Origin of the sequence: Microbacterium jepli, from assembly GCF_047237905.1 — a bacterium.
Lineage (GTDB): Bacteria > Actinomycetota > Actinomycetes > Actinomycetales > Microbacteriaceae > Microbacterium.
In genome coordinates this window covers 2,120,971-2,146,675 of record NZ_JBDFLW010000005.1, presented here as the reverse complement: position 1 = coordinate 2,146,675, position 25,705 = coordinate 2,120,971, and the positions used below count along the sequence as shown (strand labels likewise).

At 71.8% G+C, this 25,705-nt stretch carries 18 protein-coding genes and 1 tRNA gene; 11 read left to right on the top strand and 8 right to left on the bottom strand.

All coding sequences use genetic code 11. The features are described 5' to 3' along the window. Positions 1 to 173: 173 nt before the first annotated feature. Positions 174 to 1,724 (top strand): DEAD/DEAH box helicase, encoded by a 1,551-nt coding sequence (locus tag ABC304_RS14410; protein ID WP_412931639.1) that lies wholly within the window; start codon positions 174 to 176, stop codon positions 1,722 to 1,724. Positions 1,725 to 1,828: 104 nt separating this feature from the next. On the opposite strand, the gene ABC304_RS14405 is transcribed toward ABC304_RS14410, so the two are convergent. Next, positions 1,829 to 2,425, bottom strand: a complete 597-nt coding sequence (locus tag ABC304_RS14405; protein ID WP_412931637.1) for an SACE_7040 family transcriptional regulator — start codon at positions 2,423 to 2,425, stop codon at positions 1,829 to 1,831. Positions 2,426 to 2,530: 105 nt separating this feature from the next. Here ABC304_RS14405 and ABC304_RS14400 point away from each other — a divergent pair, with 105 nt between their 5' ends. From ABC304_RS14400 to ABC304_RS14380, 5 genes are read left to right on the top strand one after another with little or no spacing between them, the layout of a single operon-like run. Next, entirely contained in the window at positions 2,531 to 4,099 is a 1,569-nt protein-coding gene (locus ABC304_RS14400; RefSeq protein ID WP_412931635.1) for a carboxyl transferase domain-containing protein, read from the top strand. Positions 4,100 to 4,103: 4 nt separating this feature from the next. Further along, positions 4,104 to 6,308, top strand: coding sequence for an acetyl/propionyl/methylcrotonyl-CoA carboxylase subunit alpha (locus ABC304_RS14395; RefSeq protein WP_412931633.1), 2,205 nt, complete (start codon positions 4,104 to 4,106; stop codon positions 6,306 to 6,308). After that, complete coding sequence (locus ABC304_RS14390; protein WP_412931632.1) at positions 6,289 to 7,437, top strand: acyl-CoA dehydrogenase family protein; 1,149 nt, start codon at positions 6,289 to 6,291, stop codon at positions 7,435 to 7,437. Before ABC304_RS14395 ends, ABC304_RS14390 begins: the two co-directional genes overlap by 20 nt. Before the next feature lie 4 nt (positions 7,438 to 7,441). After that, positions 7,442 to 7,996: a MaoC family dehydratase gene (locus ABC304_RS14385; protein ID WP_412931631.1), complete on the top strand. Its 555-nt coding sequence runs from the start codon at positions 7,442 to 7,444 to the stop codon at positions 7,994 to 7,996. Then, positions 7,993 to 8,805, top strand: coding sequence for an HpcH/HpaI aldolase/citrate lyase family protein (locus tag ABC304_RS14380; RefSeq protein ID WP_412931630.1), 813 nt, complete (start codon positions 7,993 to 7,995; stop codon positions 8,803 to 8,805). The genes ABC304_RS14385 and ABC304_RS14380 overlap by 4 nt, the downstream gene beginning before the upstream one ends. Positions 8,806 to 8,865: 60 nt before the next feature. On the opposite strand, the gene ABC304_RS14375 is transcribed toward ABC304_RS14380, so the two are convergent. From ABC304_RS14375 to ABC304_RS14355, 5 genes are all read right to left on the bottom strand, one after another. Then, positions 8,866 to 10,110: an MFS transporter gene (locus tag ABC304_RS14375; protein ID WP_412931629.1), complete on the bottom strand. Its 1,245-nt coding sequence runs from the start codon at positions 10,108 to 10,110 to the stop codon at positions 8,866 to 8,868. Positions 10,111 to 10,402: 292 nt separating this feature from the next. After that, entirely contained in the window at positions 10,403 to 11,923 is a 1,521-nt protein-coding gene (locus ABC304_RS14370) for an HNH endonuclease (RefSeq protein ID WP_412931628.1), read from the bottom strand. A gap of 156 nt (positions 11,924 to 12,079) precedes the next feature. Beyond that, positions 12,080 to 12,382, bottom strand: coding sequence for a hypothetical protein (locus ABC304_RS14365; RefSeq protein ID WP_412931626.1), 303 nt, complete (start codon positions 12,380 to 12,382; stop codon positions 12,080 to 12,082). Positions 12,383 to 12,475: 93 nt separating this feature from the next. Next, the gene (locus ABC304_RS14360; protein ID WP_412931624.1) at positions 12,476 to 13,081 is read right to left on the bottom strand and encodes a histidine phosphatase family protein; all 606 of its coding nucleotides are present in this window, start codon (positions 13,079 to 13,081) and stop codon (positions 12,476 to 12,478) included. 188 nt (positions 13,082 to 13,269) lie between these two features. After that, the gene (locus tag ABC304_RS14355) at positions 13,270 to 14,127 is read right to left on the bottom strand and encodes a Sir2 family NAD-dependent protein deacetylase (protein WP_412931622.1); all 858 of its coding nucleotides are present in this window, start codon (positions 14,125 to 14,127) and stop codon (positions 13,270 to 13,272) included. A 155-nt stretch (positions 14,128 to 14,282) separates the two neighbouring features. Here ABC304_RS14355 and ABC304_RS14350 point away from each other — a divergent pair, with 155 nt between their 5' ends. Continuing rightward, positions 14,283 to 15,098 (top strand): TrmH family RNA methyltransferase, encoded by an 816-nt coding sequence (locus tag ABC304_RS14350; protein ID WP_412931621.1) that lies wholly within the window; start codon positions 14,283 to 14,285, stop codon positions 15,096 to 15,098. Positions 15,099 to 15,116: 18 nt separating this feature from the next. Here ABC304_RS14350 and ABC304_RS14345 read toward each other — a convergent pair whose 3' ends face one another. Further along, positions 15,117 to 15,971 (bottom strand): SGNH/GDSL hydrolase family protein, encoded by an 855-nt coding sequence (locus ABC304_RS14345; protein WP_412931619.1) that lies wholly within the window; start codon positions 15,969 to 15,971, stop codon positions 15,117 to 15,119. 244 nt (positions 15,972 to 16,215) lie between these two features. On the opposite strand from ABC304_RS14345, the gene ABC304_RS14340 reads away from it, so the two are divergent. From ABC304_RS14340 to ABC304_RS14325, 4 genes are all read left to right on the top strand, one after another. Next, complete coding sequence (locus ABC304_RS14340; protein ID WP_412932959.1) at positions 16,216 to 18,084, top strand: DEAD/DEAH box helicase; 1,869 nt, start codon at positions 16,216 to 16,218, stop codon at positions 18,082 to 18,084. A gap of 141 nt (positions 18,085 to 18,225) precedes the next feature. Next, on the top strand, positions 18,226 to 23,775 hold the full coding sequence (gene pulA, locus ABC304_RS14335) for a pullulanase-type alpha-1,6-glucosidase (protein WP_412931618.1): 5,550 nt from the start codon (positions 18,226 to 18,228) through the stop codon (positions 23,773 to 23,775). Beyond that, on the top strand, positions 23,775 to 24,323 hold the full coding sequence (locus ABC304_RS14330) for an alpha-1,6-glucosidase domain-containing protein (RefSeq protein ID WP_412931617.1): 549 nt from the start codon (positions 23,775 to 23,777) through the stop codon (positions 24,321 to 24,323). Before pulA ends, ABC304_RS14330 begins: the two co-directional genes overlap by 1 nt. A 128-nt stretch (positions 24,324 to 24,451) precedes the next feature. After that, a complete protein-coding gene (locus tag ABC304_RS14325; protein ID WP_412931616.1) occupies positions 24,452 to 25,537 on the top strand; it encodes a VIT1/CCC1 transporter family protein in 1,086 nt (361 codons plus the stop codon). Positions 25,538 to 25,594: 57 nt separating this feature from the next. Here ABC304_RS14325 and ABC304_RS14320 read toward each other — a convergent pair. After that, positions 25,595 to 25,679 (bottom strand) — tRNA-Leu (locus ABC304_RS14320). Positions 25,680 to 25,705 lie beyond the last annotated feature (26 nt).

Genomic DNA, 25,705 nt, shown 5'->3' with positions numbered 1-25,705 from the left:
CCTCCGCGGCCGGCCTCGGCCCCGCGCGACGGAAACATTCTCACGGCGAACGATTGCGCCGACCGGCGCCTTCGCCATCCTGCTGACGCGCCGTCACCGCCGCGTCGGTGCATCGCCGCCCCGCGCCGCTTCGGCTCGGACGCGTGATGCCGCCCGCCACGAAAGGCTCACCCATGTCTTCCGACATCCCCACCTTCGCCGAACTCGGCGTGCCCGCACCGCTGGTGCGCGTGCTCACCGAGCAGGGCAAGACCAGCGCCTTCCCGATCCAGGTCGACACCCTGCCCGACACGCTCGCCGGCCGCGACGTGCTCGGTCGCGGCAAGACCGGCTCCGGCAAGACGCTGGCGTTCTCCATCCCGATGGTCGCCCGTCTCGGCGGCTCGCTCGCCGGCGGCACCCGCCGCGCCGGTCGTCCGCTCGGACTCGTGCTCGCCCCGACGCGCGAGCTCGCCACGCAGATCGACGCCGTGCTGGCCCCGCTCGCCGCGGCCTACGGACTCAAGACCACCACCATCTACGGCGGCATCAGCCAGAAGCGTCAGGTCGACGCCCTGCGCGCCGGCGTCGACATCGTCGTGGCGTGCCCCGGTCGCCTCGAGGACCTCATGAAGCAGGGCGTCGTGACCCTCGACGCCGTCGAGATCACCGTGCTCGACGAGGCCGACCACATGGCCGACCTCGGCTTCCTGCCGGTCGTCACCCGCATCCTCGACAAGACGCCCCGCGGCGGACAGCGCCTGCTGTTCTCGGCGACGCTGGACAACGGCGTCGACAAGCTCGTCGCGCGCTACCTGCAGAACGAGGTGCTCCACTCCGTCGACGAGGCCAACTCGCCCGTCGCCGCCATGACGCACCACGTCTTCGAGACGGCGGATGCCGACACGAAGAAGGAGCTCGTCCGCGTGCTCGCCAGCGGTCGCGGCCGTCGCATCCTGTTCATGCGCACCAAGCACCACGCCAAGAAGCTCGCCAAGCAGCTGACCGACCAGGGCATCCCCGCGGTCGACCTGCACGGCAACCTCTCGCAGCCGCAGCGCGACCGCAACCTCGCCGCGTTCGGCGAGGGCAGCGTGCGCGTGCTGGTGGCGACGGATGTCGCGGCGCGCGGTGTGCACGTCGACGACGTCGAGCTCGTGGTGCACGTCGACCCGCCCATGGAGCACAAGGCGTACCTGCACCGCTCGGGCCGCACCGCCCGTGCCGGCAGCGCCGGTGACGTCGTCACCGTGATGCTCCCCGCCCAGCGCAAGGACACCGAGGCGCTGCTGCGCAAGGCCGCCATCTCGGCGCGCCCCGTCGCCGTCGCCGCGGACTCGGCCGTCGTCGGCGAGCTCGTGGGCCCGACCGCCGCGTACGTGAAGCCGCAGCCCCGCCAGGAGCAGCCCTCCGGCGGCGGACGCTCGCAGGGCGCCAACGCCCAGCGCAAGCGCGCCGCCCGCGGCGAGCACTCCGACCCGTCGCAGCGCTCCGGCCGCGACGGCGGTGCGGGCCGCTCCGGCCAGGGTCGCGGCGGTCAGCGCTCCGCGCCCGCGCAGCCCGCGGGAACCGGTGCGTCGCGCGGTGCGTCGGCCGGCGGCCAGCGCTCCGGTGGCCAGCGCTCCGGCGCCGGTGCGGGTCGATCCGCGGCGGCGGGCTCGGGACGCCCCGGCGCCCGCTCGGGCGGTCTCCGCGTCGGCGACGCCGTTCGCAGCAACCGCACGAACCGTCGCGCGCAGGGCTGATCCCGCGCCGCGGCTCACCTCCCTCGAGAAGTCGCAGCACGCCGCCCGCCTCCGGCCGGACACGGTGTGTTGCGACTTCTCGCGTATCCGGGTGAGTCCGCGCGTCAGACGGTGAGTGCCGAGGTCGCCATGGCGGCGAGGATCTGCCGGACGGTGCTGTCGGTCGGCGTGCTCCGGACGCCCTTCACGCTGTGCGGCGTGGAGTTGATGAGACCGAAGCAGGCGAGCGCGCGCACGCGCAGCTCGTCCTCGGAGCGGCCGGGGTGCACGCGGGAGAGCACCTGCACCCACCCGTCGACGTACTCGCGCTGCAGGCGCCGCACGCTGTGGCGGTCGGCCTCGCTGAGGCTGGCGAGGTCGCGGTCCTGCACGCGGATGACATCGGCCTCCGCCAGGGCGAAATCGACGTGGAACTCCACGAGTGCCTCGAGCTGCGCGCGCGGGTCGTCGTGCGCCTCGGTGACGCGCCGACCGCCGTCGCGGAGGCGCTCGCTGACGCGCAGCAGGATCGCGCCGAGCAGCGCCTGCTTGTTGGCGAAGTGCCGATAAACGGCCGGTCCGCTGACACCGACGGCGGCGCCGAGGTCTTCCAGGCTCACGCCCGTGAAGCCGCGCTCGGCGAACAGCCGCGCCGCCTCCTGGAGGAGGGCGCTCTGCCGGTCCGCCTTCGCGCGGTCGCGTTCGGTGAGTCCGCTTGCCATCTCAGTTAACCCTCGCTAACCTGAAGTCTGAGTTAGTGAACACTAACCAGAAGGATTGCGCGCGGACAACCGGCGTGATCCGATCGTGACGTCGACGGAGATGACATGACCGGCCCAGCGACCGTGGACCAAGCCGCATTGGCGCGGATGCTGCGGGAGCGGGTGGCCGCGGCATCCGTCGGTGGATCGGAATCCTCGCGTGCGCGACACGTCGCGCGCGGCAAGCTGCTCCCGCGCGACCGCGTCGCGCGTCTGCTGGACGAGGGCAGCCCGTTCCTCGAGGTGTCGCCGCTCGCAGCGGACGGACTGTACGGGGGAGAGGCGCCGGCCGCAGGCGTGATCGCCGGGATCGGGCTGGTGCACGGTCGGCATGTGATGGTCGTGTGCAATGATGCGACGGTCAAAGGCGGCACGTACTTCCCGATGACGGTGAAGAAGCACCTCCGCGCGCAGGAGATCGCCCGCGAGAACCGGCTGCCCTGCACCTACCTCGTCGACTCCGGGGGCGCGTTCCTTCCGATGCAGGACGAGGTCTTCCCCGATCGCGACCACTTCGGACGCATCTTCTACAACCAGGCGCGCCTGTCTGCCGAGGGCGTGCCGCAGATCGCCGCCGTGCTCGGCTCGTGCACGGCGGGCGGCGCGTACGTGCCCGCGATGAGCGACGAGACGGTGATCGTCCGCGGCCAGGGCACGATCTTCCTGGGCGGACCGCCCCTCGTGAAGGCCGCGATCGGCGAGGTGGTCTCGGCGGAGGAGCTCGGCGGCGGCGAGCTGCACGCCCGCCGCTCGGGAGTCGTCGACCACCTCGCGGAGGACGACGAGCACGCGCTCGAGATCGTCCGCGACATCGTCGCGACGCTGCCGCTCCCCGGGCCGCCCGTCTGGGACGTCGCCGCCGTCGTTGCGCCCGTGGCAGACCCGGGCGAGCTGTACGACGTCGTCCCGGTCGATGTGAACCAGCCGTACGACGTGCGAGAGGTCATCGCCCGCCTAGTGGACGGCAGTGCGCTGCACGAGTTCAAGCGCGAGTACGGCGAGACGCTCGTGACCGGGTTCGCGCGCATCCACGGTCATCCGGTCGGCATCGTCGCCAACAACGGCGTGCTCTTCTCGGAGTCGGCCTCGAAGGGCGCCCACTTCATCGAGCTGTGCGATCAGCGCGGCATCCCGCTGCTCTTCCTGCAGAACATCTCGGGCTTCATGGTCGGGCGCGACGCGGAAGCCGGGGGCATCGCGAAGGACGGCGCCAAGATGGTCACCGCCGTCGCCACGACGCGCGTGCCGAAGCTCACCGTCGTCATAGGGGGATCCTTCGGGGCCGGGAACTACTCGATGTGCGGACGGGCGTACTCGCCGCGGTTCCTCTGGACCTGGCCCGCGAGTCGCATCTCCGTCATGGGCGGTCCCCAGGCGGCCTCGGTGCTGGCGACTGTGAAGCGGGATCAGTTGGAGGCCGCCGGCGGGGAGTGGTCCGCAGAGGACCAGGCCGCGTTCGAGGCGCCGATCCGCGCGCGCTACGACGAGCAGGGCAGTCCTTACTACGCCACCGCGCGCCTCTGGGACGACGGCGTGATCGATCCACTCGACACGCGCGACCTCCTCGGGCTGGCGCTGGACGTCGTGTCCCGCACTCCGCTGCCCGAGCCCCGCTTCGGCCTCTTCCGGATGTGATGTGATGACCGAGACGCTCTTCCACACGGTGCTGGTCGCCAATCGCGGCGAGATCGCGCGCCGCGTCATCCGCACGCTCCGTCGCCTCGGCATCCGCTCCGTCGCCGTCTACAGCGACGCCGACGCCGACGCGCCGCACGTGCGCGAGGCGGACGTCGCCGTGCGCATCGGACCCGCCGTCGCGTCGGCCTCCTACCTCTCGATCGACGCGGTGATCGCCGCCGCCCGTGAGACGGGCGCCGAGGCGATCCATCCCGGCTACGGCTTCCTCTCCGAGAACGCCGCATTCGCCGCCGCCTGCGCGGCCGCGGGCATCGTCTTCATCGGTCCGGGCGAGCGCGCGCTGGACGTCATGGCCGACAAGATCCGCGCCAAGGCGCACGTGCAGGAGCACGGCGTCCCCGTCGTCCCGGGCTTCAGCGCAGCTGGTCTCGCGGACGAGGCCATCGCGGCCGAGGCGGAGCGCGTCGGGTATCCGCTGCTCGTCAAGCCGTCCGCCGGGGGCGGCGGCAAGGGAATGCAGATCGTCCGGCAGGCGGCCGAACTGCCAGATGCGCTGGCGACCGCGCGGCGGGTGGCCAGCGCGGCGTTCGGCGACGACACCCTGCTGCTCGAGCGTCTCATCGAGCGTCCCCGGCACATCGAGGTGCAGGTGCTGGCGGATGCGCACGGTGCCGTCATCCATCTCGGCGAGCGCGAGTGCACCCTCCAGCGCCGGCATCAGAAGGTCATCGAGGAGGCGCCCTCTCCGATCGTGGATGCCGCGACCCGCGCCCGCCTCGGAGCTGCCGCCTGCGCGGCCGCGGCATCCGTGCAGTATCGCGGGGCGGGGACGGTGGAGTTCCTCGTCGCCGCCGACCGCCCGGAGGAGTTCTTCTTCATCGAGATGAACACCCGGCTGCAGGTCGAGCATCCCGTCACCGAGCTCGTGACGGGCATCGACCTCGTCGAGCAGCAGCTGCGCGTCGCGGCGGGGGAGGCACTCGCCCTCGCGCAGGACGACATCGAACTCCGCGGGCACGCCGTCGAGGCGCGCGTGTACGCGGAGTCGCCCGAGCGTGGCTTTCTGCCGGCCGCCGGGACCGTGGTCGTCTGGCGGGCGCCGCGGGGCGAGGGCGTCCGCGTCGACGGGGCCGTCGAGTCGGGGTCGCGCGTCACGGCGGACTACGACCCGATGATCGCGAAGGTGATCGCGAGCGGCGCGGACCGCGCCACGGCGCTGGCTCGCCTGGACGCCGCGCTCGCGGACACGGCCGTGCTCGGCGTCGACACGAACGTCGGCTTCCTCCGACTGCTCCTCGCCGATCCCGCGGTGGCGGCCGGCGACCTCGACACGGGGCTGATCGATCGCCTGCCGCCCTTCGTCGCGGAGCCGCCCGATGGTGCGGCGCTCGCTGCGGCCGCGCTCGATGCGGCCACCGACGCGACCGGCGCGACCGGTGCGACCGGTGCGGCGACCGGCGCGACCCATGCGGCGACCGGCGCGACCGGGTCTCGGCCGGGTGCCGCCGGTGCACCATGGACGTCGCTCCCGGGATGGCGCATCGCCGCCCCCGCCGTCGTCGCGACGCGCGCGTTCCTCACCGACGGGGATGTCGTCGTCGAGGGCCGCGCTGGTTCCGGAGCGGGCGACGAAGGTGGCGCGGTCGGTGTCGACGAGGCCAACGCCGGCACGGCGGGCGAGGGAAACGCCCCGACCGGCGGCGCGGCCGGCGCCGATGAGGCGGAGGCTGACAGGGCCATCCCCGCCCCCTCCAACGCCGCCCCATCCAACGCCGCCCCAGCCATCCCCACAACGGTCGCCCTGGACGACGAGGGCGCCGTGTGGGTGCACAGCGGCGGCGGAACCTGGCGGCTGCGTCCGCTCTCGCGCCGGGAGGCGGCGCAGCGACGGCGGGACGCGCGCGAGCGGGGGGCTGCAGCATCCGATCCCGTCCTGCGGGCTCCCATGCCGGGGACCGTGGTCGCCGTGCACGTCGTTGACGGGACCCCTGTCGCGGCGGGCGACCGGATCGTGACGGTGGAGGCGATGAAGATGGAGCACGCCGTGCTCGCTCCGCACGAGGGCATCGCCCGGCTCGACGTCGCCGCCGGCGATCAGGTGCGCCGGGATCAGACCATCGCGCGCATCGATGCGCGCGCAGAGGACGACCTCCCTCACGAGGGGACGAACCGATCGGAGGACGCAGATGCAGTACGAGCTGAATGAGGACGAGCGGGACCTCGCCGCTATGGTGCGCGAGTTCGCCGACGAGGTGATCGCGCCGCAGTCGTACGAGGCCGACCGCACCCACACCCTGCCGCTGGACGTCGTCGCGCAGATGGGTGACATGGGTCTGTTCGGGCTGCCGTTCCCCGAGGAGTACGGCGGGCAGGGCGGCGACTACTTCGCTCTGTGCCTGGCGATCGAGGCGATCGGCCGGGTCGACCAGTCCCTCGCGATCACGCTGGAGGCCGGTGTCAGCCTCGGCGCGATGCCGGTGTTCCGCTTCGGCACGGAGGAGCAGAAGCAGGAGCTGCTGCCTGATCTGCTGGCGGGGCGCGCGCTGGCGGGCTTCGGGCTGACCGAGCCGGAGGCCGGGTCCGATGCCGGCGCCACGCGGACGACCGCCCGGCGCGACGGCGACGAGTGGGTGATCGACGGGTCGAAGCAGTTCATCACCAACTCCGGCACCGACATCACCCGCTTCGTCACGGTGACCGCCGTGACAGGCGAGCGCGACGGACGTAAGGCGATCTCGACGATCATCGTGCCGAGCGGCACGCCGGGCTTCACCGTCGAGCCCGCCTACGACAAGGTCGGGTGGAACGCGTCGGACACGCATCCGCTGACGTTCAGCGGCGTGCGTGTTCCGGCCGGAAATCTGCTGGGGGAGGAGGGTCGCGGGTTCGCGAACTTCCTGCACATCCTCGATGAGGGGCGCATCGCCATCGCCGCGCTCGCGACCGGTGCCGCGGAGGGATGCCTGGAAGCGGCCGTGGAGTACTCGCGCTCGCGCATGGTCTTCGGGGAGTCGCTGTCCAAGCGGCAGAGCATCCAGTTCATGATCGCGCGGATGCAGCTGCGCGTGCACAACGCCCGTCTCGCGTGGCATCACGCGGCACGGCTGCGCGACCGCGGACGGCCGTTCAAGACCGAGGCCGCCATCGCGAAGCTCACCTCGAGCGACGCGGCGATGGACAACGCCCGCGACGCGACGCAGATCTTCGGCGGCAACGGCTTCATGAACGAGTATCCCGTCGCGCGGCACTACCGCGACTCGAAGATCCTCGAGATCGGCGAGGGGACGAACGAGGTGCAGCTGCTCGTGATCGCGCGGGCGCTCGGGGTAGCGTGACAGCGTGACCGACGATCGCGTGCCCCCGGCTCCGGCCGGCCGGGTGGTGGAGCAGCGCGGCCTGTTCGCCGACGAGCTGGAGGTCGGAGCGCGGTACCGGCATCGGCCCGGTCGCACGGCGACGGAGGCCGACAACGTGCTCTTCTCCTCACTGACGATGAACACCCAGGCGCTGCACCTCGACGCCGCGTTCGCCGCGACGCAGCCGTTCGGAGAGCGCCTCATGAACTCGATGTGGACGCTCTCCACGATGGTCGGCGCATCGGTCGCGCAGCTGACGCAGGGCACGCTCGTCGCGCAGGTCGGCCTCACCGATGTGTCGTTCCCTGCGCCGCTCTTCGCCGGTGACACGCTCACGGTGGAGACCGAGGTCGTCTCGGTCCGGCCGTCGGCGTCGAGACCGGGGCAGGCCGTGGTGACGCTCGCCCACACCGGCACCTCGCAGTCCGGGGCGGTCGTCGGGAGGGCGACGCGGGTCGCGCTGATGTGGCGATCCGCGGATGCTGCGGCCGCGGCATCCGGATCCGTCGCTCCCGCGCACACGGAGGCGTCCTCATGAACCCGTTCACGCTCGGACCCGCGCTGCTGTTCTGTCCCGCCGATCGTCCCGAGCGGTTCGCGAAGGCTCTGGAGAGGGCGGACGCCGTCATCCTCGACCTCGAGGACGCCGTCGCCCCCGCCCGGCGCACCGCTGCCCGCGGCGCGCTCATCGAGTCGGAGCTGGATCCGGAGCGCGTGATCGTGCGCGTCAACGCCCCCGGAACCGACGCGTTCGCCTCAGACCTCGCGACGCTGTCGCAGACCGACTACCGGACCGTCATGGTCGCCAAGGCCGAGACGGCGAAGTCGCTGAAGGCGTTCGACGCGCGGTTCCGTCTGATCGCGCTCTGCGAGACGGCGCGAGGTGTCGTCGCGGCGGAGAAACTCGCCGCGCACGAGAGCGTGGTCGCGCTCATGTGGGGCGCCGAGGACCTGGTCGCGAGTATGGGCGGCACCTCGAGCCGGAAGCCGAACGGCCGCTATCGCGATGTGGCGCGGGTCGCGCGCTCGCGGGTGCTGCTCGCCGCCGCCGGGAGCGGCAAGGCGGCGATCGATGCGGTGCACCTGGACATCGCCGACACGAGAGGTCTCTCACGGGAGGCGACGGATGCTGCGGCCTCCGGCTTCGCCGCGACCGCGTGCATCCACCCCAGCCAGGTGCCCGTGATCCGCAGCGCCTACGCGCCGGACGCGAAGACGATTGCCTGGGCGCGAGGGGTGCTCGCCGCGGCGGAGTCGCAGGGCGGCGTCTTCACGTATCAGGGGCGCATGGTGGACGAGCCGGTGCTGCGGCACGCGCGCGCTGCGCTGGGACGCGTCGCGCGCTGAGGCTCGGCCGGTTCCTCAGCGTCGCGCCGGCCTGCGAGGTCGCGCCGGGCGCCCTGGGGGTCAGCTTGCCGGTTCTTCGCGCAGGGTGAGGGTGCGGATCTGCCGGTTCGTCAGCAGCACGACGATCAGGACCGTGAACGCCCCGCCGTAGACCACGAACGGCACCCAGAGCGCGGTCACCGTCGCCAGCGCTCCGAAGGCGACGGTGGTGAGTGGGCGCAGGCTGTCGTCGCCCAGGCGGATGATCGACCCCATACGTCCGAGGAAGCTGGGCTCGGTGACGCCGGCGAAGGTGGCTCCGAGCAGCACGGATCCGAAGCCGGCGCCGAAGCCGATGACGATGCCGGCGATGACGACGAGCCAGTAGGGTCCGAGGCCGACGCCCACGATGGCCGCGCCCTGGAGGCTGAAGGACAGGAATCCCGCAAACGCCTCTCTCTGCGGCCGCCAGCGGATCACGATCGCGGCTCCGACGGCGGCGCCGATGCCGGTCGCCGCTCCGAAGAAGCCGACACCCTCTGCCCCCCATCCCGCCGCGCTGGCGCGCAGAGCGACGCCGACGCCCAGTACCGGCGCAATGGCGACGTTGAGGGTGCCCAGGGCGATGACGAGCGCGCGGGTCGTAGGCGCGTCGCGCAGGTGCACGAAGCCGGCCGCGATCCCGCGGAGGACCGGTTCGCGTGCCGCACGCGGAAGGGCGAAGCGCGGGCGCAGCCAGATGGCGATGAAGCCGACGAGGACGGCGAAGGTGACCGCGTTCACGGCGGCCGATCCGGCGAGTCCGGCCTGGGCGACGAGGATGCCGCCGGTCGCCGCGCCGAACTTGCCGCCGAGGCGTCCGGCTGTCTGCATTGCGCCCGTGTAGGCCGCGAGATCCTCCCTCCGCACGAGCTGTCGCGAGATGGTGCCGCTAGCTGGGTCGTAGAACGCGTCGCACAGCCCGAACAGCAGCGCGGCACCGAGCAGGACCGCCACCGTCGGTGTGGTCATCACGGACCAGACGGCCACGGTGGTGATCACCGCCGTGCGAGCGATGTTGAACAGAAGCATGATCCGCCGGGCATTCAGACGATCGGCGAGGACGCCGCCGAAGAGCAGCGCGACCGCCCGGGGGATGGAGCCTGCGGCCACGATCAGTCCCGCGAGGGCCGGTGTCGTGGTCTGGACCGCTGTCCACGCGAGCGCAACGGACCAGATGGCGTCTCCCGCGTCGCTGATCCCGCGCATGAGCACCCACGCGTGCGCGACCTGATCGCGCCGGAACGCGGGCACGGGCCTCAGTTGCTCGAGCTCGACCGGAGGCACGCCCCGAGCGTAGCCCGCGGTCTGCGTGTGCTCTCTCCGGTGGACTTCGACCTAGACCTCGGACCTCGGACCTCGACCTCGACGTCGACGTCGAAGCTCTCCGGTCGGCTCCAGCGTGATGCTGTCGGATAGGTGGATGTTGATGGACGGCCCACACGGCACGGCGGCCCGCGGCGGGCTCAGTGGCCTTGCCATTCCGTGCCCACCAGCGGTTGAACTTTCATCGCCGAGAGGCGACGCGATACATCACTCAAGGACGAGCGGGCAACCGCGCCGGCCATCGGCGGTTTCATCATGGCGGATCCGGCTCGCTCACGAAGCGGAGGAGCGACCTCGGACGGAGGAGACGCGGTCGGCCGCCGTCCGGCGGATGCAGGTGATAGTCGGTGCCGCGTCGGGCGATGCGCCAGCCCTGATTGTGCAGCCTCATGTGGCAGTTGCGGCAGAGGAGGACTCCGTCGGCCAGGTCGGTGGACCCATGGTGGGCGTGCCAGTGACGGATGTGGTGCGCTTCGCAGCGCGAGGGCGGAGCGCCGCACCAGACGCAGCCACCATCGCGGACGGCGAGCGCCGTGCGCTGCGCCTTCGTGAAGAGACGCTGGTGCCGCCCGACATCGAGAGGACGACGACTCGAGTCGGCCCACACGGGCACCCGTCCGGCGTCGCACTCGTACTGCTCGCCGATGCCGGATGGCATCACCTGCCCGGTCTCCTCGGCGACGATCACGGGGGAGCGGCGTGCTTCGTTCATCGTCCTGATCAGGCGCACGCCGGGCTGTCTGTCGCCGAACGCCTGCGCGGGATCGGCAGCGGCCCCGGTGCGCAGGATCGCGAGCAGTGTGTCGTACTGCAGCTGTTCGTTCGTGCGGCGGTCCTCTTCGTCGGCGGGCCGGCCGTCGTGCGGAACGACGGCGCTCCCGGCTGATCCTCCGCCGGATCCGGATCCGGATGCGGATTCGGATTGCGGAGGCGCGGAATGCGGCACTGTCGACGCCGCGAAACGCGGTCCACGACGTGGGCGCAGCGCCGCGCTGAGGATGGTGTGCACCCACATCGCGGCGTCGTCATCGAAGACGATCCGCGCATGGTGCTGGCCGTCGCTGTCGATCCACGCGCGGAACGAGCGCCGCTCGAACCGCTCGTCGAAGCGGATCTGCACGCCGATCGGGTCGAGCGAGTCGCGAGCGAGTCGAGCGGCCGCGGCGAGGTCCTCGACGTTGCGATGAGGCGCCTCGTCGAGCAGCTGCGCGGCGGCGACCCGCCACGAGGAGACGATGATGTCGCCCTCGTCTTCCGGGTAGTGCTCTATGGGCGGCTCACCGAGACCGCGCCTGATGGCGTCGTACTGGTCGCGAGTCAGTTCACCGCGGGTGAGCCCGTCGACGAGCGCCGCGAACCACGGCGGAGCGATCGGCACCGCGTCGTCCGCTCCTGCGCCGCCTTCTCCGACGCCGCTGTGAGTCGCGCGCGCATCGAGCGTCAGCCGAAGGTCCTCGCCGACCGCGGTCGCGCGGCGGACGTCCGCCCTCGTCGTGCCCGTCAGCGATTGCACGAGATCGGTGCCGGTGCGGTGTCCGAGACGCTGCGACAGTCCGTCGTAGCCGCGCGACCGATCGGAGCGACGTTCGACCTCGGCCGTCGCGACGGCGACGAGCAGGCTCAGCGAGCGCTGTGCGTCGGCGCAATCGGCCAAAAGCGCCAGCAGTCCGTCGTCGTCGCTGGCGACGATCCGCGAGGTCGGGTCTCCGTCGCCGAGCCTGTCCACGATCAGCCGCGCCGACTCGACGAGTCGTGAGGTGGATGAAACGGACATCGGTGCGCACCTGTCTCCGGAAGGGAGAGCGGGCACGTCTCTCGGCTGATGGGATGAGATTACGCCGGGCGTCCGACATCGCCTCGCACAGCGACTTCCCCGACCGAGCACCCCTCAGCCCGCATCACTCACCCGCGCAGCGAGGCCCCAACACCTTCAGCCCGCAACGCCACGACCACCGCTGTCTTCCGCCCGATTAGCGCGCAACTCCAGGGCCACCGCCGTCACCCGCCGGATCAGCCCGTAGGGCACAGGCCCGGTGTGCGGGAAGACCACGGCGTCCGTCTTCGACCGGTACGGCGCGATCCCGGCTTCGACGGAGTCGTGCAGAACGGGCACCGGAGACAGCCCGATGTGCTTCTTCCACCCGGCGATGGGGAGGGCGCAGCGGCCGCCGACGAGGACCCCCGGCATCCCGGAGCGCATGCGCAGCTCGCCGCCGGGCACCTCATCCGTCATGGCTGCGCGCACGCGACGCAGACGGTCGGCGATCTCCGGCGGAAGCCGCCGATGTCGGCGTGGACGTCGTCCGCACCGCTCATCGTGCGGCTCTCAGACCCCGTCGGCGACCGGTGTGAGGAGGCGGAGCACCTCGCCGTCGAGCTCCAGCGCGTGCGCCGACCCGTTCGCGAGGCGCTGCCCGACGACCGGGTAGGCGCCGTCGGTGGCGGACCGGAGAACCTCCCGGATGAGCGCGCCGTGCGTGACGACGATGACGGATGCTGCAGCTCCCGCAGTCGCACGGACCGCGTCGTCAGCCACGGCCCTCAGCCCCGCGAGCGCGCGCAGCCGCAGTGCCGGCCACGGCTCCGCGCCGGGCACCTCGGCCGTGTGCCAGTCGCCCCACCGGGCGGCGAACTCGGTGGCGTCGATCCCCTCGGCCTCGCCGTAGGCGCGCTCGCGGAGCGCGGGGTAGAGGCTCGGCCGGTCGATGCCCAGCTCGTCCGCGATGATCTCAGCCGTCTCCCGCGCGCGCGACAGATCGCTCGCGGCGATGACGACGGGCGTGCCCGGCTCAAGCGTCTCGCGCAGGAGAGTCGCGGCATCCTTCGCCTGCTGCCTGCCGGTGTCGTTGAGGGGGATGTCGGTGCTTCCCTGGATGCGCCGGTCGCGGTTCCAGTCGGTCTCGCCGTGGCGGATGAGGGTCAGCGGGGTCACCTGTCGAGCCTAAGGCGTCGCAGAACCGGAACCGGAGCCGGAGCCGGAGCCGCGCGAGCCAGGGCAAAGCCGGAGCTGGAGCCAGGGCAGAGCCGGAGCCGCAGCCGCAGCCGGAACCGAAACCGCAACCGGAGCAAACGCCAGGTCCACGACCGCGTGCGCCGGCATCTACCCGACACACCGCCCGATCACCGCAGCGCGGGCAGCCGCTCCGCGAGGGCCGCGAGCACCTCGCTGGTGCCGGCATCGACCTTCACCGTCGCGCGACCGTCCGCGCGCGTCTCGCCGCGATTGACGATCACGACGGGCAGCCGGCGACGGCGGGCGCGCTCGACGAGACGGATGCCGGAATTGACCACGAGCGACGACCCGGCCACGAGCAGCGCCTGGCTGGTCTGCACGAGCTGCTCGGCCTCGCGGAACTTCTCCAGCGGGATGAACTCCCCGAAGAACACCACGTCGGGCTTGAGGAGGCCGCCGCAGACGCTGCATTCCGGCACGCGGAACCCGTCCACGCTCTCGGGCCGCACGTCGCCGTCGGGCCCGAGCAGTACGTCGGTGTCGACCCGCAGCCACGGGTTCTCCGCCTCGACGCGCAGCGCCAGGTCGCGCCGGTCGAAGACCTGCCCGCAGTGGGTGCAGAAGACGCGGCGCATCGTGCCGTGAAGTTCCACGACCCGCCGGCTGCCGGCGCTGATGTGCAGGCCGTCGACGTTCTGCGTGATGACGCCGGTCGCGACGCCCGACAGCTCGAGATCGGCGATCGCCTCGTGTCCGGCGTTGGGCCCCGCGGCGGCGAACGTGCGCCAGCCCAGATGGCTGCCGACCCAGTAGCGGCGGCGGGCCTCCTCGCCGGCGAAGAACTGGTCCACGGTCATCGGGGTGCGCGTGGGGGCACCCTTGCCGCGGTAGTCCGGAATGCCCGAGTCGGTGGAGACCCCGGCACCCGTCAGCACGGCGATCCGGCGTCCGGCGAGGGCCTCGACGGCCCGGTCGACGTCGGCGGCCACCGCGTCGTCCCACTCCGCTCGCGTCTGCACCGCCACCCCCTCGGGGTCCGAGTGTACGGGCCGCAGATGACGCCGAGGTCACGGGAAGCGTCGTCCCGGGTGCCGTGGCCGCGGCATCCGTCCGCCCCGCCGCCCGGCGGCGGACGAGCGACGGCGCCAGACCTGGGAGAGTGGACGGAGGAGGCGTGCACATGGGCATCGAGCGGATCTCGTCGGCGGAGGATCCCCGGCTGGCCGACTACCGGGATCTGACGGATGTCGCGCTGCGACGCGTGCTCGAACCCGCCGGTGGGCTGTACATGGCCGAGTCCGAGAAGGTGCTGGCGCGCGCGCTCGCCGCGGGGCACCGACCGCGCTCCGTGCTCGTGCAGGAGAAGTGGCTCGCCGATGCGGAGCGGCTGCTGGACGGCCTCGACGTGCCCGTCTACGTCGCGACGTCGGAGGTCGCCGAGGCGATCACCGGCTACACCGTGCACCGCGGACTGCTCGCGGCGATGCACCGGCCGGCGCTGCCGAGCGTGGCGGACGTGGTCGCCGGTGCACGCCTCGTGCTCGTGCTGGAGGACATCGTCGATCACACCAACGTCGGCGCCGCCTTCCGGGGAGCTGCCGGACTCGGCGCCGACGCGGTGCTCGTGTCACCGCGGTGCGCGGACCCGCTCTATCGCCGGAGCGTCCGGGTGAGCATGGGCACCGTCTTCCAGGTGCCGTGGACGCGACTGCCGGAATGGCCCGAGGCGGGGGCCGTGCTGCACGACGCGGGGCTGCACCTGGCGGCGCTCGCGCTGTCGGACGACGCCGTGCCCCTCGACGAGTTCGCGGCGTCGCGACCGGATCGCATCGCGCTGCTCATGGGATCGGAGGGCGACGGACTGTCCCGGCGTGCGCTCGCCGCATCCGACACCGTGGTGACGATCCCGATGGCCGGAGGAGTGGACTCGCTCAACGTCGCGGCAGCGAGCGCCGTCGTGCTGTGGGCCCTCGCCCCGCGCACACCGGCGTCCTGAGACGCCGGGGCGGGTCGCTCAGGCCTTCTCGCCGCGCGGAGCTGTCGGGTCCGCGCCCGGCGCGAGCGTCGTCACCGGGAGCGCGTCGGGCCGTTTGGCCGAGATCGCGTCGCCGGACGACTGATGGCGCAGGCGCCGAAGCACCCACGGCACGAGGTATTCGCGCGCCCAGACGAGGTCGACGGTGCGCGCCTGCCGCCAGGTGCGCGGCGGAAGCGCCTCCGGCTGCATCGGCTGCAGGTCGTTCGGCACGTTGAGCGTCCGCAGCACCATCCGGGCGACCTCGTGGTGTCCGAGCGCGTTGTAGTGCAGCCGGTCGTCGTCGAAGAAGCGCATGTCCTGCACCTCTTTCAGAGCCCACTGATCGGCCACGAGGCAGTCGTACTTCTCGGCGATCGCGCGGATGTTCTCGTTGTAGATCGCGACCTTGCCGCGGATGTTGCGGAACACCGGTGTGAACTCGGTGTCGATACCGGTGAACACGACGACGGTCGCCCCGTCGCTCACCAGGCGCACGATCGCATCCTCGAAGATCTGCGAGATCTCATCGGGGTCCGAGCCGGGGCGGATCACGTCGTTGCCGCCCGCCGAGATGGTGATCAGATCGGGCTTCAGCGCGAGAGCGGGCTCGATCTGATCGGCGACGATCTGGCGGATGAGCTTTCCGCGCACTGCGAGGTTCGCGTACGCGAAGTCCTCGACCTGCGCACCGAGCACTTCGGCCACTCGGTCGGCCCAGCCGCGGTGCTCACCGGGCGCGTCCGGGATCGGGTCGCCAATGCCCTCCGTGAAGGAGTCGCCGAGGGCCACGTAGCGGCGCCACGGGTGGGTGTCGCTGTTCGGCACGTGCGGACTCCGCCGGTCGTCGTTCATGCGTGTCCCCTCGCCGTCGTCCATCGGCTTCGAGGCTAGCGAATCGTTCTCAGCGGCGCCGCCCGGGCGAGGCGGCCGACCCCGGCGATGTCCCCGACAGCGTCTAGGGTTGTCGTTCGTGCCGCCCGCCGTCAGGGGCGGGCACAGGTCGGAAGGAGGCTGCGTGGACGCGTTCGCCGCCACCGCTCCGGAGCTGCTGCCCGACGACCGCTCTCACACCGGCGACGCACAGGCCGCGGCATCCATCCACACCGGCGACACCGATACCGCCGCCACCGGCGGCACCGACGCCGAAGCTGCCCACATCGGCAGCTTCGCCGCGGAGCACCTCTCACCCGCCTTCCCGCAGCGCGCACCGTGGGGCACCGCGCAGCGCCTGCGCGCGTGGCAGGCCGAGGCGCTCGACCTCTACTTCTCGCTCGACGGCCCCGACGGACCCGGCGGCGGACCCCGCGACTTCCTCGCGGCGGCGACCCCGGGCGCCGGCAAGACCACGTTCGCCCTGCGCCTGGCGACCGAGCTGCTGCGCCGCCGGATCGTCGACCGCATCGTCGTGGTCGCCCCCACCGAGCATCTGAAGACCCAGTGGGCGGATGCTGCGGCCCGGGTCTCGATCCGACTGGATCCGGCTTTCAGCAACCGCCACTCGGTGCCGGGCCGGCACTATCACGGCGTGGCGGTGACCTACGCGCAGGTCGCGGTGAAGGCATCCGTCCACCAGTCGCTCATCCTGGACAAGCGCACGCTGGTGATCCTCGACGAGGTGCACCACGGCGGCGATGCCCTCAGCTGGGGCGACGCCCTGCGCGAGGCGTACCACCGCGCGACCCGTCGTCTGCTGCTGTCGGGTACACCCTTCCGCAGCGACACCGCGCCCATCCCGTTCGTCGAGTACCACCCCGACGTGAACGGCATCCGCATCTCCCGCTCCGACTACGTCTACGGCTACCGCCGGGCGCTCGAGGACGGCGTGGTGCGCCCGATCATCTTCCTCGTCTATGCGGGCAAGATGCGGTGGCGCACGAAGACCGGCGACGAGATGGAGGCGCATCTCGGGCAGGACAACACGAAGGACATCACCTCCCAGGCCTGGCGGACGGCGCTCGATCCGGAGGGGGAGTGGATCCCTGCCGTGCTGCGATCGGCCGATCGCCGCCTCACGGAGGTGCGCGAGCAGGTGCCCGACGCCGGCGGCCTCGTGATCGCCACCGACCAGACCGCCGCGCGCGCGTACGCCGAGATTCTGCGCACGATCACCGGCGAGGCCCCGACGGTCGTGCTGTCGGACGAGGCCGAGGCCTCCTCCCGCATCGACGCGTTCTCGTCGGGCACGAGCCGGTGGATGGTCGCCGTGCGCATGGTGTCGGAGGGCGTCGACGTGCCGCGGCTCGCCGTCGGCGTCTACGCCACCTCGGCCTCGACGCCGCTCTTCTTCGCGCAGGCCATCGGCCGCTTCGTGCGCGCCCGTCGACGCGGCGAGACCGCGAGCGTCTTCCTGCCGAACGTCCCCGCGCTCATCGCGCTGGCCCAGGAGCTCGAGCGCCAGCGCGACCACGCCCTCGACCGCGAGAGCGACGGCGACGAGTGGAACGCCGAAGAGGACATGATGGACGCGGCGGAGCGCGAGGACAAGGCGTCCGACGCGCTCACCGAGGAGTTCACGTACCAGGCGCTCGGCTCGCACGCTCACTTCGACCGCGTCATGTTCGACGGCAAGGAGTTCGGGCAGCTGGCGGTGCCCGGCACTCCCGAGGAGGAGGAGTTCCTCGGCCTCCCGGGACTCCTGGAACCGGAGCACGTGCACGAGCTGCTCATGCAGCGTCAGGCGCGCCAAGGACGCCATCGCACCGCACGGGAGGCACGCGAGGCGCAGGAGGGCACACCGGACGGTGCGGCGGAGGCGGCCCTGCCCGCGCCCCTGCACCGCACGCTCAAGGAGCAGCGCCAGCTGCTCAACAGCCTCGTCAGCGTGTACGCGCGGCAGAGCGGCGAGCCGCACGGCGCGGTGCACTCCGAACTCCGGCGGGTGTGCGGCGGTCCCGCGGTCGCGCAGGCCACAGTGGCGCAGCTTCAGGCGCGCATCGACCTCCTGCGCTCGCGCGTGCGGTCCTGACCCCACGGTCTCGACCCCGCCCTTGACAGCGCGCGGAGAGCGCGTAGCGTGGGCACCCCCCGGAACCTGTGAGTTTCCCCTCAACGATCGCAGGTGCCACAGCAGGCACATCGACGTGCCGCTCCACCCCCAGGGAGTCCCGTGTCGACGACGACCGCCGCCCGCACACGCCGTGCGCTGGCCCTCTCCACCTCCGTCCTCCTCGCCCTGTCGAGCGGCCTGCTCGCGGCCGCGCCGGCGTCGGCCGCCCCTGCGGCCGCGGCCGCCGAGGCGCGCTCGTTCGCGCTCGTCGGCAGCCTTCAGAGCGAGCTCGGATGCTCCGCCGACTGGCAGCCGGACTGCGGTGCCACGGAGCTCGCGCCGACCGACGTCGCCGGGCGATACGCCGCGGAGTTCGACATCCCGGCGGGCACGTGGGAGTACAAGGTCGCCGCGAACGACGCATGGGACGAGTCCTACGGTCTCGACGGCGGAGCCGATGACATCCCGCTCGTCACGGCCGGACCGTCGCGGGTGCGCGTCGTGTTCGACGACGAGCTGAAGCGCGTCGGCCTGGAGCTGCTGAGCACGCGCGCCGACTACGACGAAGCGACGGATGCTGCGCTCGTCGCGGACCCCGTCCGTCAGCCGGGCGACGGCGAGACGTTCTACTTCGTCATGACCGACCGGTTCGCCGACGGCGACACCGCCAACAACCTCGGCGGGCTCGAGGGCGACCGCCTCACGACCGGCTTCGACCCCACGGACAAGGGCTTCTACCAGGGCGGTGACCTCGCCGGACTCCGCTCGCAGCTCGACTACATCGAGGGCCTCGGCACCAGCGCCATCTGGCTCACGCCGAGCTTCAAGAACAAGCCGGTGCAGGGCACCGGCGACAACGTCTCCGCCGGCTACCACGGCTACTGGATCACCGACTTCACGCAGATCGACCCGCACCTCGGCACGAACGCGGAGCTCGAGGGCCTCATCGCCGACGCTCACGCGCGGGGCATCAAGGTCTACTTCGACATCATCACCAACCACACCGCCGATGTGATCGGCTACGCCGAAGGCGAGTACGGCTACGTCCCCTTCGCCGACAGCCCCTACACCGACGCGTCGGGCGCCGTAGTCGACATCGCCGCGGAGGCAGGGAAGCCCGACTTCCCGACCTTCGACCCGGCCACCAGTTTCCCGTACACCCCGGTGGTGTCCGAGGCCGAGCGCGACGTCAAGGTGCCGGCATGGCTCAACGACCCGACGAAGTACCACAACCGCGGCGACACGACGTATGAGGGCGAGTCGACGACGTACGGCGACTTCTCGGGACTCGACGACCTCATGACCGAGGACCCGGTGGTCGTCGACGGCTTCGTCGACGTCTACCAGGACTGGGTGGACCTCGGCATCGACGGCTTCCGCATCGACACCGCGAAGCACGTCAACCCGGAGTTCTGGCAGACCTGGTCGACCGAGGTGCTCGACTACGCCCGCGACGTGGCCGGCAAGCCTGACTTCTTCATGTTCGGCGAGGTTTATGACGCCGACCCTTCCCGCCTCGCGCCCTATGTCCGCGACACCGACATGAACTCGGTGCTCGATTTCTCGTTCCAGGACAAGGCGAAGAACTACGTCACCGGCGGTTCGCCCGCCGTGCTCAGCTCGCTGTTCGCGGGCGACGACTACTTCACCACGGCCGACTCATCGGCCACGGCTCTGCCGACCTTCCTCGGCAACCACGACATGGGCCGCATCGGCTTCTTCCTGAACGGAACCGACGACCCCGTCGCCCGCGACCGTCTCGCGCACGACCTCATGTTCCTCAGCGGGGGGCAGCCCGTCGTCTACTACGGCGACGAGCAGGGCTTCGCCGGCACGGGCGGCGACAAGGACGCCCGCCAGAGCCTGTTCGCGACCCAGACGGCCGAGTACGCGGATCAGCCGCTCATCACGGGCGAGCAGCTCGGCAGCGTCGACCGTTACGACACGGACGCGCCGCTCTACCAGCACATCGCGTCGCTCTCCGCCCTGCGCGACGCGCACCCCGCCCTCGACACCGGCGCCCAGATCGAGCGCCTGGCCGACGACGGCTCGGGCGTCTACGCGTTCAGCCGCGTCGACCGCGACGAGCGCGTCGAGTACCTCGTCGCGACGAACAACTCCGCGACCGACCAGACCGTGGACGTGCCCACACTGACCGCCGATGCCACCTTCACCCCGCTGTACGGCGCCGGGACGTCGTTCCAGACCGATGGGGACGCAAGGGCGGCGGTGACGATCCCGGCGCTCTCCGCGGTCGTCTTCACCGCAGACGGCACCGTCACCGCGCCCGATGCCGCGGCGGGGCTGACGATCAGCGTTCCGGCCGCCGGCGAGGCGCTGTCCGGACTCGCCCCCGTCCAGGCCGACACGGACGACTCCTGGCGCGAGACCAGCTTCTCGTGGCGGGTCGCCGGTAGCGACGACTGGACGGCGCTCGGCACCGCGGAGGACACGACCCCGCGGGTGTTCCACGACGTGACCGGACTGGCCGCGGGCACCCTGGTGGAGTACCGGGCCGTGTCGACGGATGCCGCGGGTCACCGTTCCGCCGCATCCACGTACGCCTCCGTCGGCAACCGCGTCACGCTCGCGCCCGTTCCGGAGGACGGCGCGGAGCCCGCGCCCAGCGAGCCGCAGACGCCCGACGTGTACGGCACGGCGAGCGTCGCGGGAAGCCTCGACTCCGAGGCCGGCTGCCCGGGCGACTGGCAGCCCGACTGCCCCCAGGTGCAGATGACGGACGTCGACGGCATCTGGACCCTGACCATCCCCGACCTTCCAGCAGGGGACTACGCCTACAAGATCGCGACCGACAACAGCTGGGACGTCAACTTCGGCGCGGGCGGCGCCCCGAACGGCGGGGACATCGCCATCACCCACGCGGGCGGCGCCATCTCGTTCTACTTCGACCCGCGCACCAAGGGCATCCGCTCCACCGCAGAGGAGGATCCTCCCGTGACCCTCGCCGGCTCCTTCCAGAGCGAGCTCGGCTGCCCGGCGGACTGGTCGCCGGGCTGCCTCGCCTCGATGATGTTCGACCGCGACGGCGACGGCGTCTACCAGTTCACCACCGACGACCTGCCCACCGGCCGGTACGCGACGAAGGTCGCGCACGACCTGAGCTGGGACGTCAACTACGGGGCGGACGGCGGCCTGAACGGCGCCGACATCGGCTTCGACGCGACGGCGGGGGAGATCGTCACCTTCCGCTACGACCTCGCCACGCACCTGCTGACCATCACCAGCGGCGGCGGCGCGCAGCCGCTGCCCGGCGAGGGGGAGTCGCGGGCCCACTGGATCGACGCGGAGACGCTCGCCTGGCCGGCCGCGCTGGCGCCGGTCGACGATTCGTCGGACTGGTGGCTGCACGCCGCATCGCAGGCGGGTCTGGATCTCGTCAGCGGCGTCGTGACCGGCGGTGACGATCGCATCTCGCTGACGCGGGTGGAGGGCGGGCTCACCGAGGAGCAGAAGGCACGCTTCCCCGCTCTGTCCGACGCCATCGCCCTGCATGTCGAGGGTGCCGACCGCGCGGCGGTTGCAGCCCTGCTGCGCGGCGAGCTCGCCGTCGTCCAGCGCACCGGCACGGGTGCCGCCGTCGCCTACACCGGGGTGCAGATCCCCGGCGTCCTCGACGACCTGTACGCGGAGGGCGTGGCCGATGTGCCGCTCGGCGTGTCCTTCACCCGGAATGCCCCGACGTTCCGCCTGTGGGCGCCGACCGCACGCAGCGCCGTGCTCCTCACCTGGGACGCGGGCTCGACGGGCGACCCGCAGCGTCACGAAGCGACCTGGGACGCGGCATCCGGTGTCTGGACGGTGGAAGGCGCACGCGCGCTGAAGGGCGACGAGTACCTCTGGCAGGTCGTGGTCTACGCGCCCACGACCGGAGCGATCGAGACCAACGACGTCACCGATCCGGCGTCGGTCGCGCTGACGCCGAACTCCACGCGGTCCGTCGCCGTCAACATCGACGATCGGCGGTGGCAGCCGCGCGCGTGGCGGACGACCGCGGCCCCCGTCATCGAGCGTCCCGTCGACCGGGCGATCTACGAGCTGCACATCCGGGACTTCTCCATCGGCGACGAGTCGGTGCCCGAGGCCGAGCGCGGCACCTACCGCGCCTTCACGCGCGACAGCGCGGGGACGGCGCAGCTGCGTCAGCTCGCCGACGCCGGCATCAACACCGTGCATCTGCTGCCCTCGTTCGACATCGCCACGATCCAGGAGGACCGGGCGCTCCAGCAGGAGCCCGCGTGCGACCTGGCCTCGTTCGCCCCCGACTCGGCGGAGCAGCAGGCGTGCGTCGGAGCGGTCGCCGACGCCGACGGCTACAACTGGGGCTACGACCCGTTCCACTTCTCCGCACCCGAGGGCTCCTACGCCGTCGACGCGAACGGCGGGGCGCGCGTCTCGGAGTTCCGGGAGATGGTCGGGGCCCTCCACGGCATGGGACTCCAGGTCGTGCTCGACCAGGTCTTCAACCACACCGCCGAGTCGGGACAGGGCGCACGCTCGGTCCTCGACCGCGTGGTGCCCGGCTACTACCAGCGACTGAACGCCGCCGGTGCCGTCGAGACCTCGACCTGCTGTCAGAACGTCGCCACGGAGCACCAGGTGGCCCAGAAGCTCATGGTCGACTCCGTCGTGCTGTGGGCGCGGGACTACCACGTCGACGGATTCCGCTTCGACCTCATGGGCCACCATTCGAAGGCGAACATGCTCGCCATCCGCGCCGCGCTCGACGAGCTGACGCTCGCGCGCGACGGTGTGGACGGCAAGAAGATCTACCTGTACGGCGAGGGGTGGAACTTCGGCGAGGTCGCCGACGACGCCCTCTTCGAGCAGGCTCGTCAGGGCAACCTCGGCGGCACGGGGATCGGCACGTTCAGCGACCGGCTCCGCGACGCCGTGCACGGCGGAAGCCCCGTCGACAGCGGCTCGACCTACCAGCAGGGTTTCGGCACGGGTCTCGCGACCGACCCGAACGGCAGAGACGGACGCTCGGCCGACCAGGCGCTGGCCGACCTCGGTCACGACACCGACCTGGTGAAGCTGGGCCTCGCGGGCAACCTGCGCGACTTCTCGTTCACCACGTCGGACGGCACCGTGCGCTCGGGATCCGAGCTCGACTACAACGGGCAGGCAGCCGGCTACGCAGACCAGCCCGACGAGATCATCAGCTACGTCGACGCCCACGACAACGAGACGCTGTACGACCTCTCGGTGTTCAAGCTGCCGGTCGAGACGAGCATGGCGGATCGCGTGCGCATGAACACCCTGCAGCTCGCGACCACCGCGCTGTCGCAGACGCCGTCGTTCTGGCACGCGGGCACGGAGCTGCTGCGCTCGAAGTCGCTCGACCGCAACAGCTTCAACTCGGGCGACTGGTTCAACCGCATCGACTGGACCGGTCAGACCTCGACGTTCGGCTCGGGACTGCCCCCCGCCGCCGACAACCAGGAGAAGTGGCCCGACATGGCCCCGCTGCTGGCAGACCCGGCGCTCAAGCCCGGCCCCGCCGACATCGCGCAGGCCGAGGCATCCGCCCTCGATCTGCTGCGGCTGCGCCAGGAGGTACCCCTGCTGCGACTCGGGTCTGCGGACCTCATCGAGCAGAAGGTCTCGTCCCGAACGCGGGAACGGATGCCGCACCCGGCGTCGTCGTGATGCTCGTCGACGATCTGGTCGGCGCCGACACCGACGCCGCACTCGACGGGGCGCTCGTGGTGTTCAACTCGTCACCCGACGCCGTCACCCAGGCGGTGCCGGCGCTGGCGGGACGCGGCTTCGCACTCGCCGACGCCCAGGCGTCCGGCTCCGACGCCGTCGTGAAGACGACGACGTGGGACGCGACGACGGGCACGGTGACGGTGCCCGGCCGCTCGGTCGCCGTGCTCGTGGACGCACAGACGGCACCGGTCGAGACCACGATCTACGCGGCGCCGTCGCGGCTTATCGCGAAAGCGGGAACGCCCGTCTCGATGGTGGGCGCGGTGTTCGCTGCGGACGGCTCCGCTCCGACGGGTACGGTGACCGTGTCCGACAGGGGAGTGGTCGTCGCGACGGTCGTCCTCGACGCGTCGGCGAAGGGACGCTTCAGCGTGGCGTTGCCGTCGCTCGGACGCGGCCTGCACCTGCTGCGCGCGACGTTCACCGGCACGGATCCGTACGAGGACTCGCGGTCGCGGATCCCGTTCCCGCTCCTGGTGTACTGACCAGGAGGAAACACGGCCGATACGTGTGCGGCGGCCCGAAATGCTGGCAATACCGGCCCGGAGGAGGGTGGTCGCGCGGGCGTTGATTACGGTGGGAGGCTGCACCGCAGGCCACCCGAGGAGTCCCGTTGACCACCCCCGTCCCCACCGCCCGAGATCGCCGTCGCTGGGCGCAGTACCTCGTGAACGAGCGTGCCGAGGCCCGCGTCTATCGGCAGCTCGCCACCCGCCGCGAGGGGGAGGAGCGTGAGATCCTCCTGGCCCTCGCCGACGCGGAGGGGCGTCACGAGTCGCACTGGCTCGACCTGCTCGGCGGCGAGCCGGGCCGGCTCCCGCGGCCGGACCTCGGCACTCGTCTGCTCGGGTGGATGGCGACGCGCTTCGGGTCGATCTTCGTCCTGGCTCTCGCGCAGAACGCGGAGGGGCGGTCGCCGTACGGCGACGAGCCGTTCGCCCCGGCCGTGATGGCGGCCGATGAGAAGATCCACCGCGAGGTCGTGCGCGAGCTCGCCGCCCGCGGACGCCGGCGGCTGTCCGGCACGTTCCGCGCGGCGGTCTTCGGCGCGAACGACGGGCTCGTGTCCAACCTCGCGCTGGTGCTCGGCATCGGCGCGACGGGAGTGGCGCCGCAGTTCGTGCTCTTCAGCGGCGTCGCCGGCCTCCTCGCGGGCGCTCTGTCGATGGGCGCGGGGGAGTTCGTCTCAGTGCGCTCGCAGCGCGAGCTGCTCGAGGCCACCGAGCCGAGCGACTACGCCGACGAGGCGCTGCCGCACCTCGACCTCGACGCCAACGAGCTCGCCCTCGTCTACCGCGCCCGCGGCATGGCCGAGGCCGACGCCCTGGTGCAGGCGCGACGCACGCTCGCGGTCGTCCAGTCGCCCGGGCAGCCCGTGACCGGCCCGATCGTCGTGGCGACGGCCTCCTCGCACGACGTCGTTGGCAGCGCGTGGGGCGCGGCGCTGTCGAGCTTCCTCTTCTTCGCCTCGGGCGCGATCATCCCGGTGCTGCCCTGGCTGCTGGGCCTGTCGGGCCTGTCGGCGGTGGTCCTCGCCCTGGCCCTCGTGGGCATCGCCCTGCTCAGCACCGGGGCCATGGTCGGGCTCCTGTCGGGCGCCCCGCCGTTCCGCCGCGCGCTCCGGCAGCTGCTGATCGGCTTCGGCGCCGCGGCCGTCACCTACCTGCTCGGCCTGCTCTTCGGCGTGTCGGCCGGCTGAACCGGCGGCAACGCCGCAGAAACAGGAAAGGCCCCCTGACCGGGGGCCTTTCTTCTGTGCGCGAGGGGGGACTTGAACCCCCACGCCCTATCCGGGCACTAGCACCTCAAGCTAGCGCGTCTACCTATTCCGCCACCCGCGCAAGGTGTCGAAGCTGTCACCAGCCGA

Bases quoted from the DNA above. Each gene is read 5' to 3' on its own strand.
- ABC304_RS14330 (WP_412931617.1), top strand. From the start codon at position 23,775: ATGCTCGTCGACGATCTGGTCGGCGCCGACACCGACGCCGCACTCGAC.
- ABC304_RS14345 (WP_412931619.1), bottom strand. From the start codon at position 15,971: ATGAACGACGACCGGCGGAGTCCGCACGTGCCGAACAGCGACACCCAC.
- ABC304_RS14390 (WP_412931632.1), top strand. From the start codon at position 6,289: ATGCAGTACGAGCTGAATGAGGACGAGCGGGACCTCGCCGCTATGGTG.
- ABC304_RS14380 (WP_412931630.1), top strand. From the start codon at position 7,993: ATGAACCCGTTCACGCTCGGACCCGCGCTGCTGTTCTGTCCCGCCGAT.
- ABC304_RS14350 (WP_412931621.1), top strand. From the start codon at position 14,283: ATGGGCATCGAGCGGATCTCGTCGGCGGAGGATCCCCGGCTGGCCGAC.
- ABC304_RS14410 (WP_412931639.1), top strand. From the start codon at position 174: ATGTCTTCCGACATCCCCACCTTCGCCGAACTCGGCGTGCCCGCACCG.
- ABC304_RS14395 (WP_412931633.1), top strand. From the start codon at position 4,104: ATGACCGAGACGCTCTTCCACACGGTGCTGGTCGCCAATCGCGGCGAG.
- ABC304_RS14370 (WP_412931628.1), bottom strand. From the start codon at position 11,923: ATGTCCGTTTCATCCACCTCACGACTCGTCGAGTCGGCGCGGCTGATC.
- ABC304_RS14400 (WP_412931635.1), top strand. From the start codon at position 2,531: ATGACCGGCCCAGCGACCGTGGACCAAGCCGCATTGGCGCGGATGCTG.
- ABC304_RS14365 (WP_412931626.1), bottom strand. From the start codon at position 12,382: ATGACGGATGAGGTGCCCGGCGGCGAGCTGCGCATGCGCTCCGGGATG.
- ABC304_RS14405 (WP_412931637.1), bottom strand. From the start codon at position 2,425: ATGGCAAGCGGACTCACCGAACGCGACCGCGCGAAGGCGGACCGGCAG.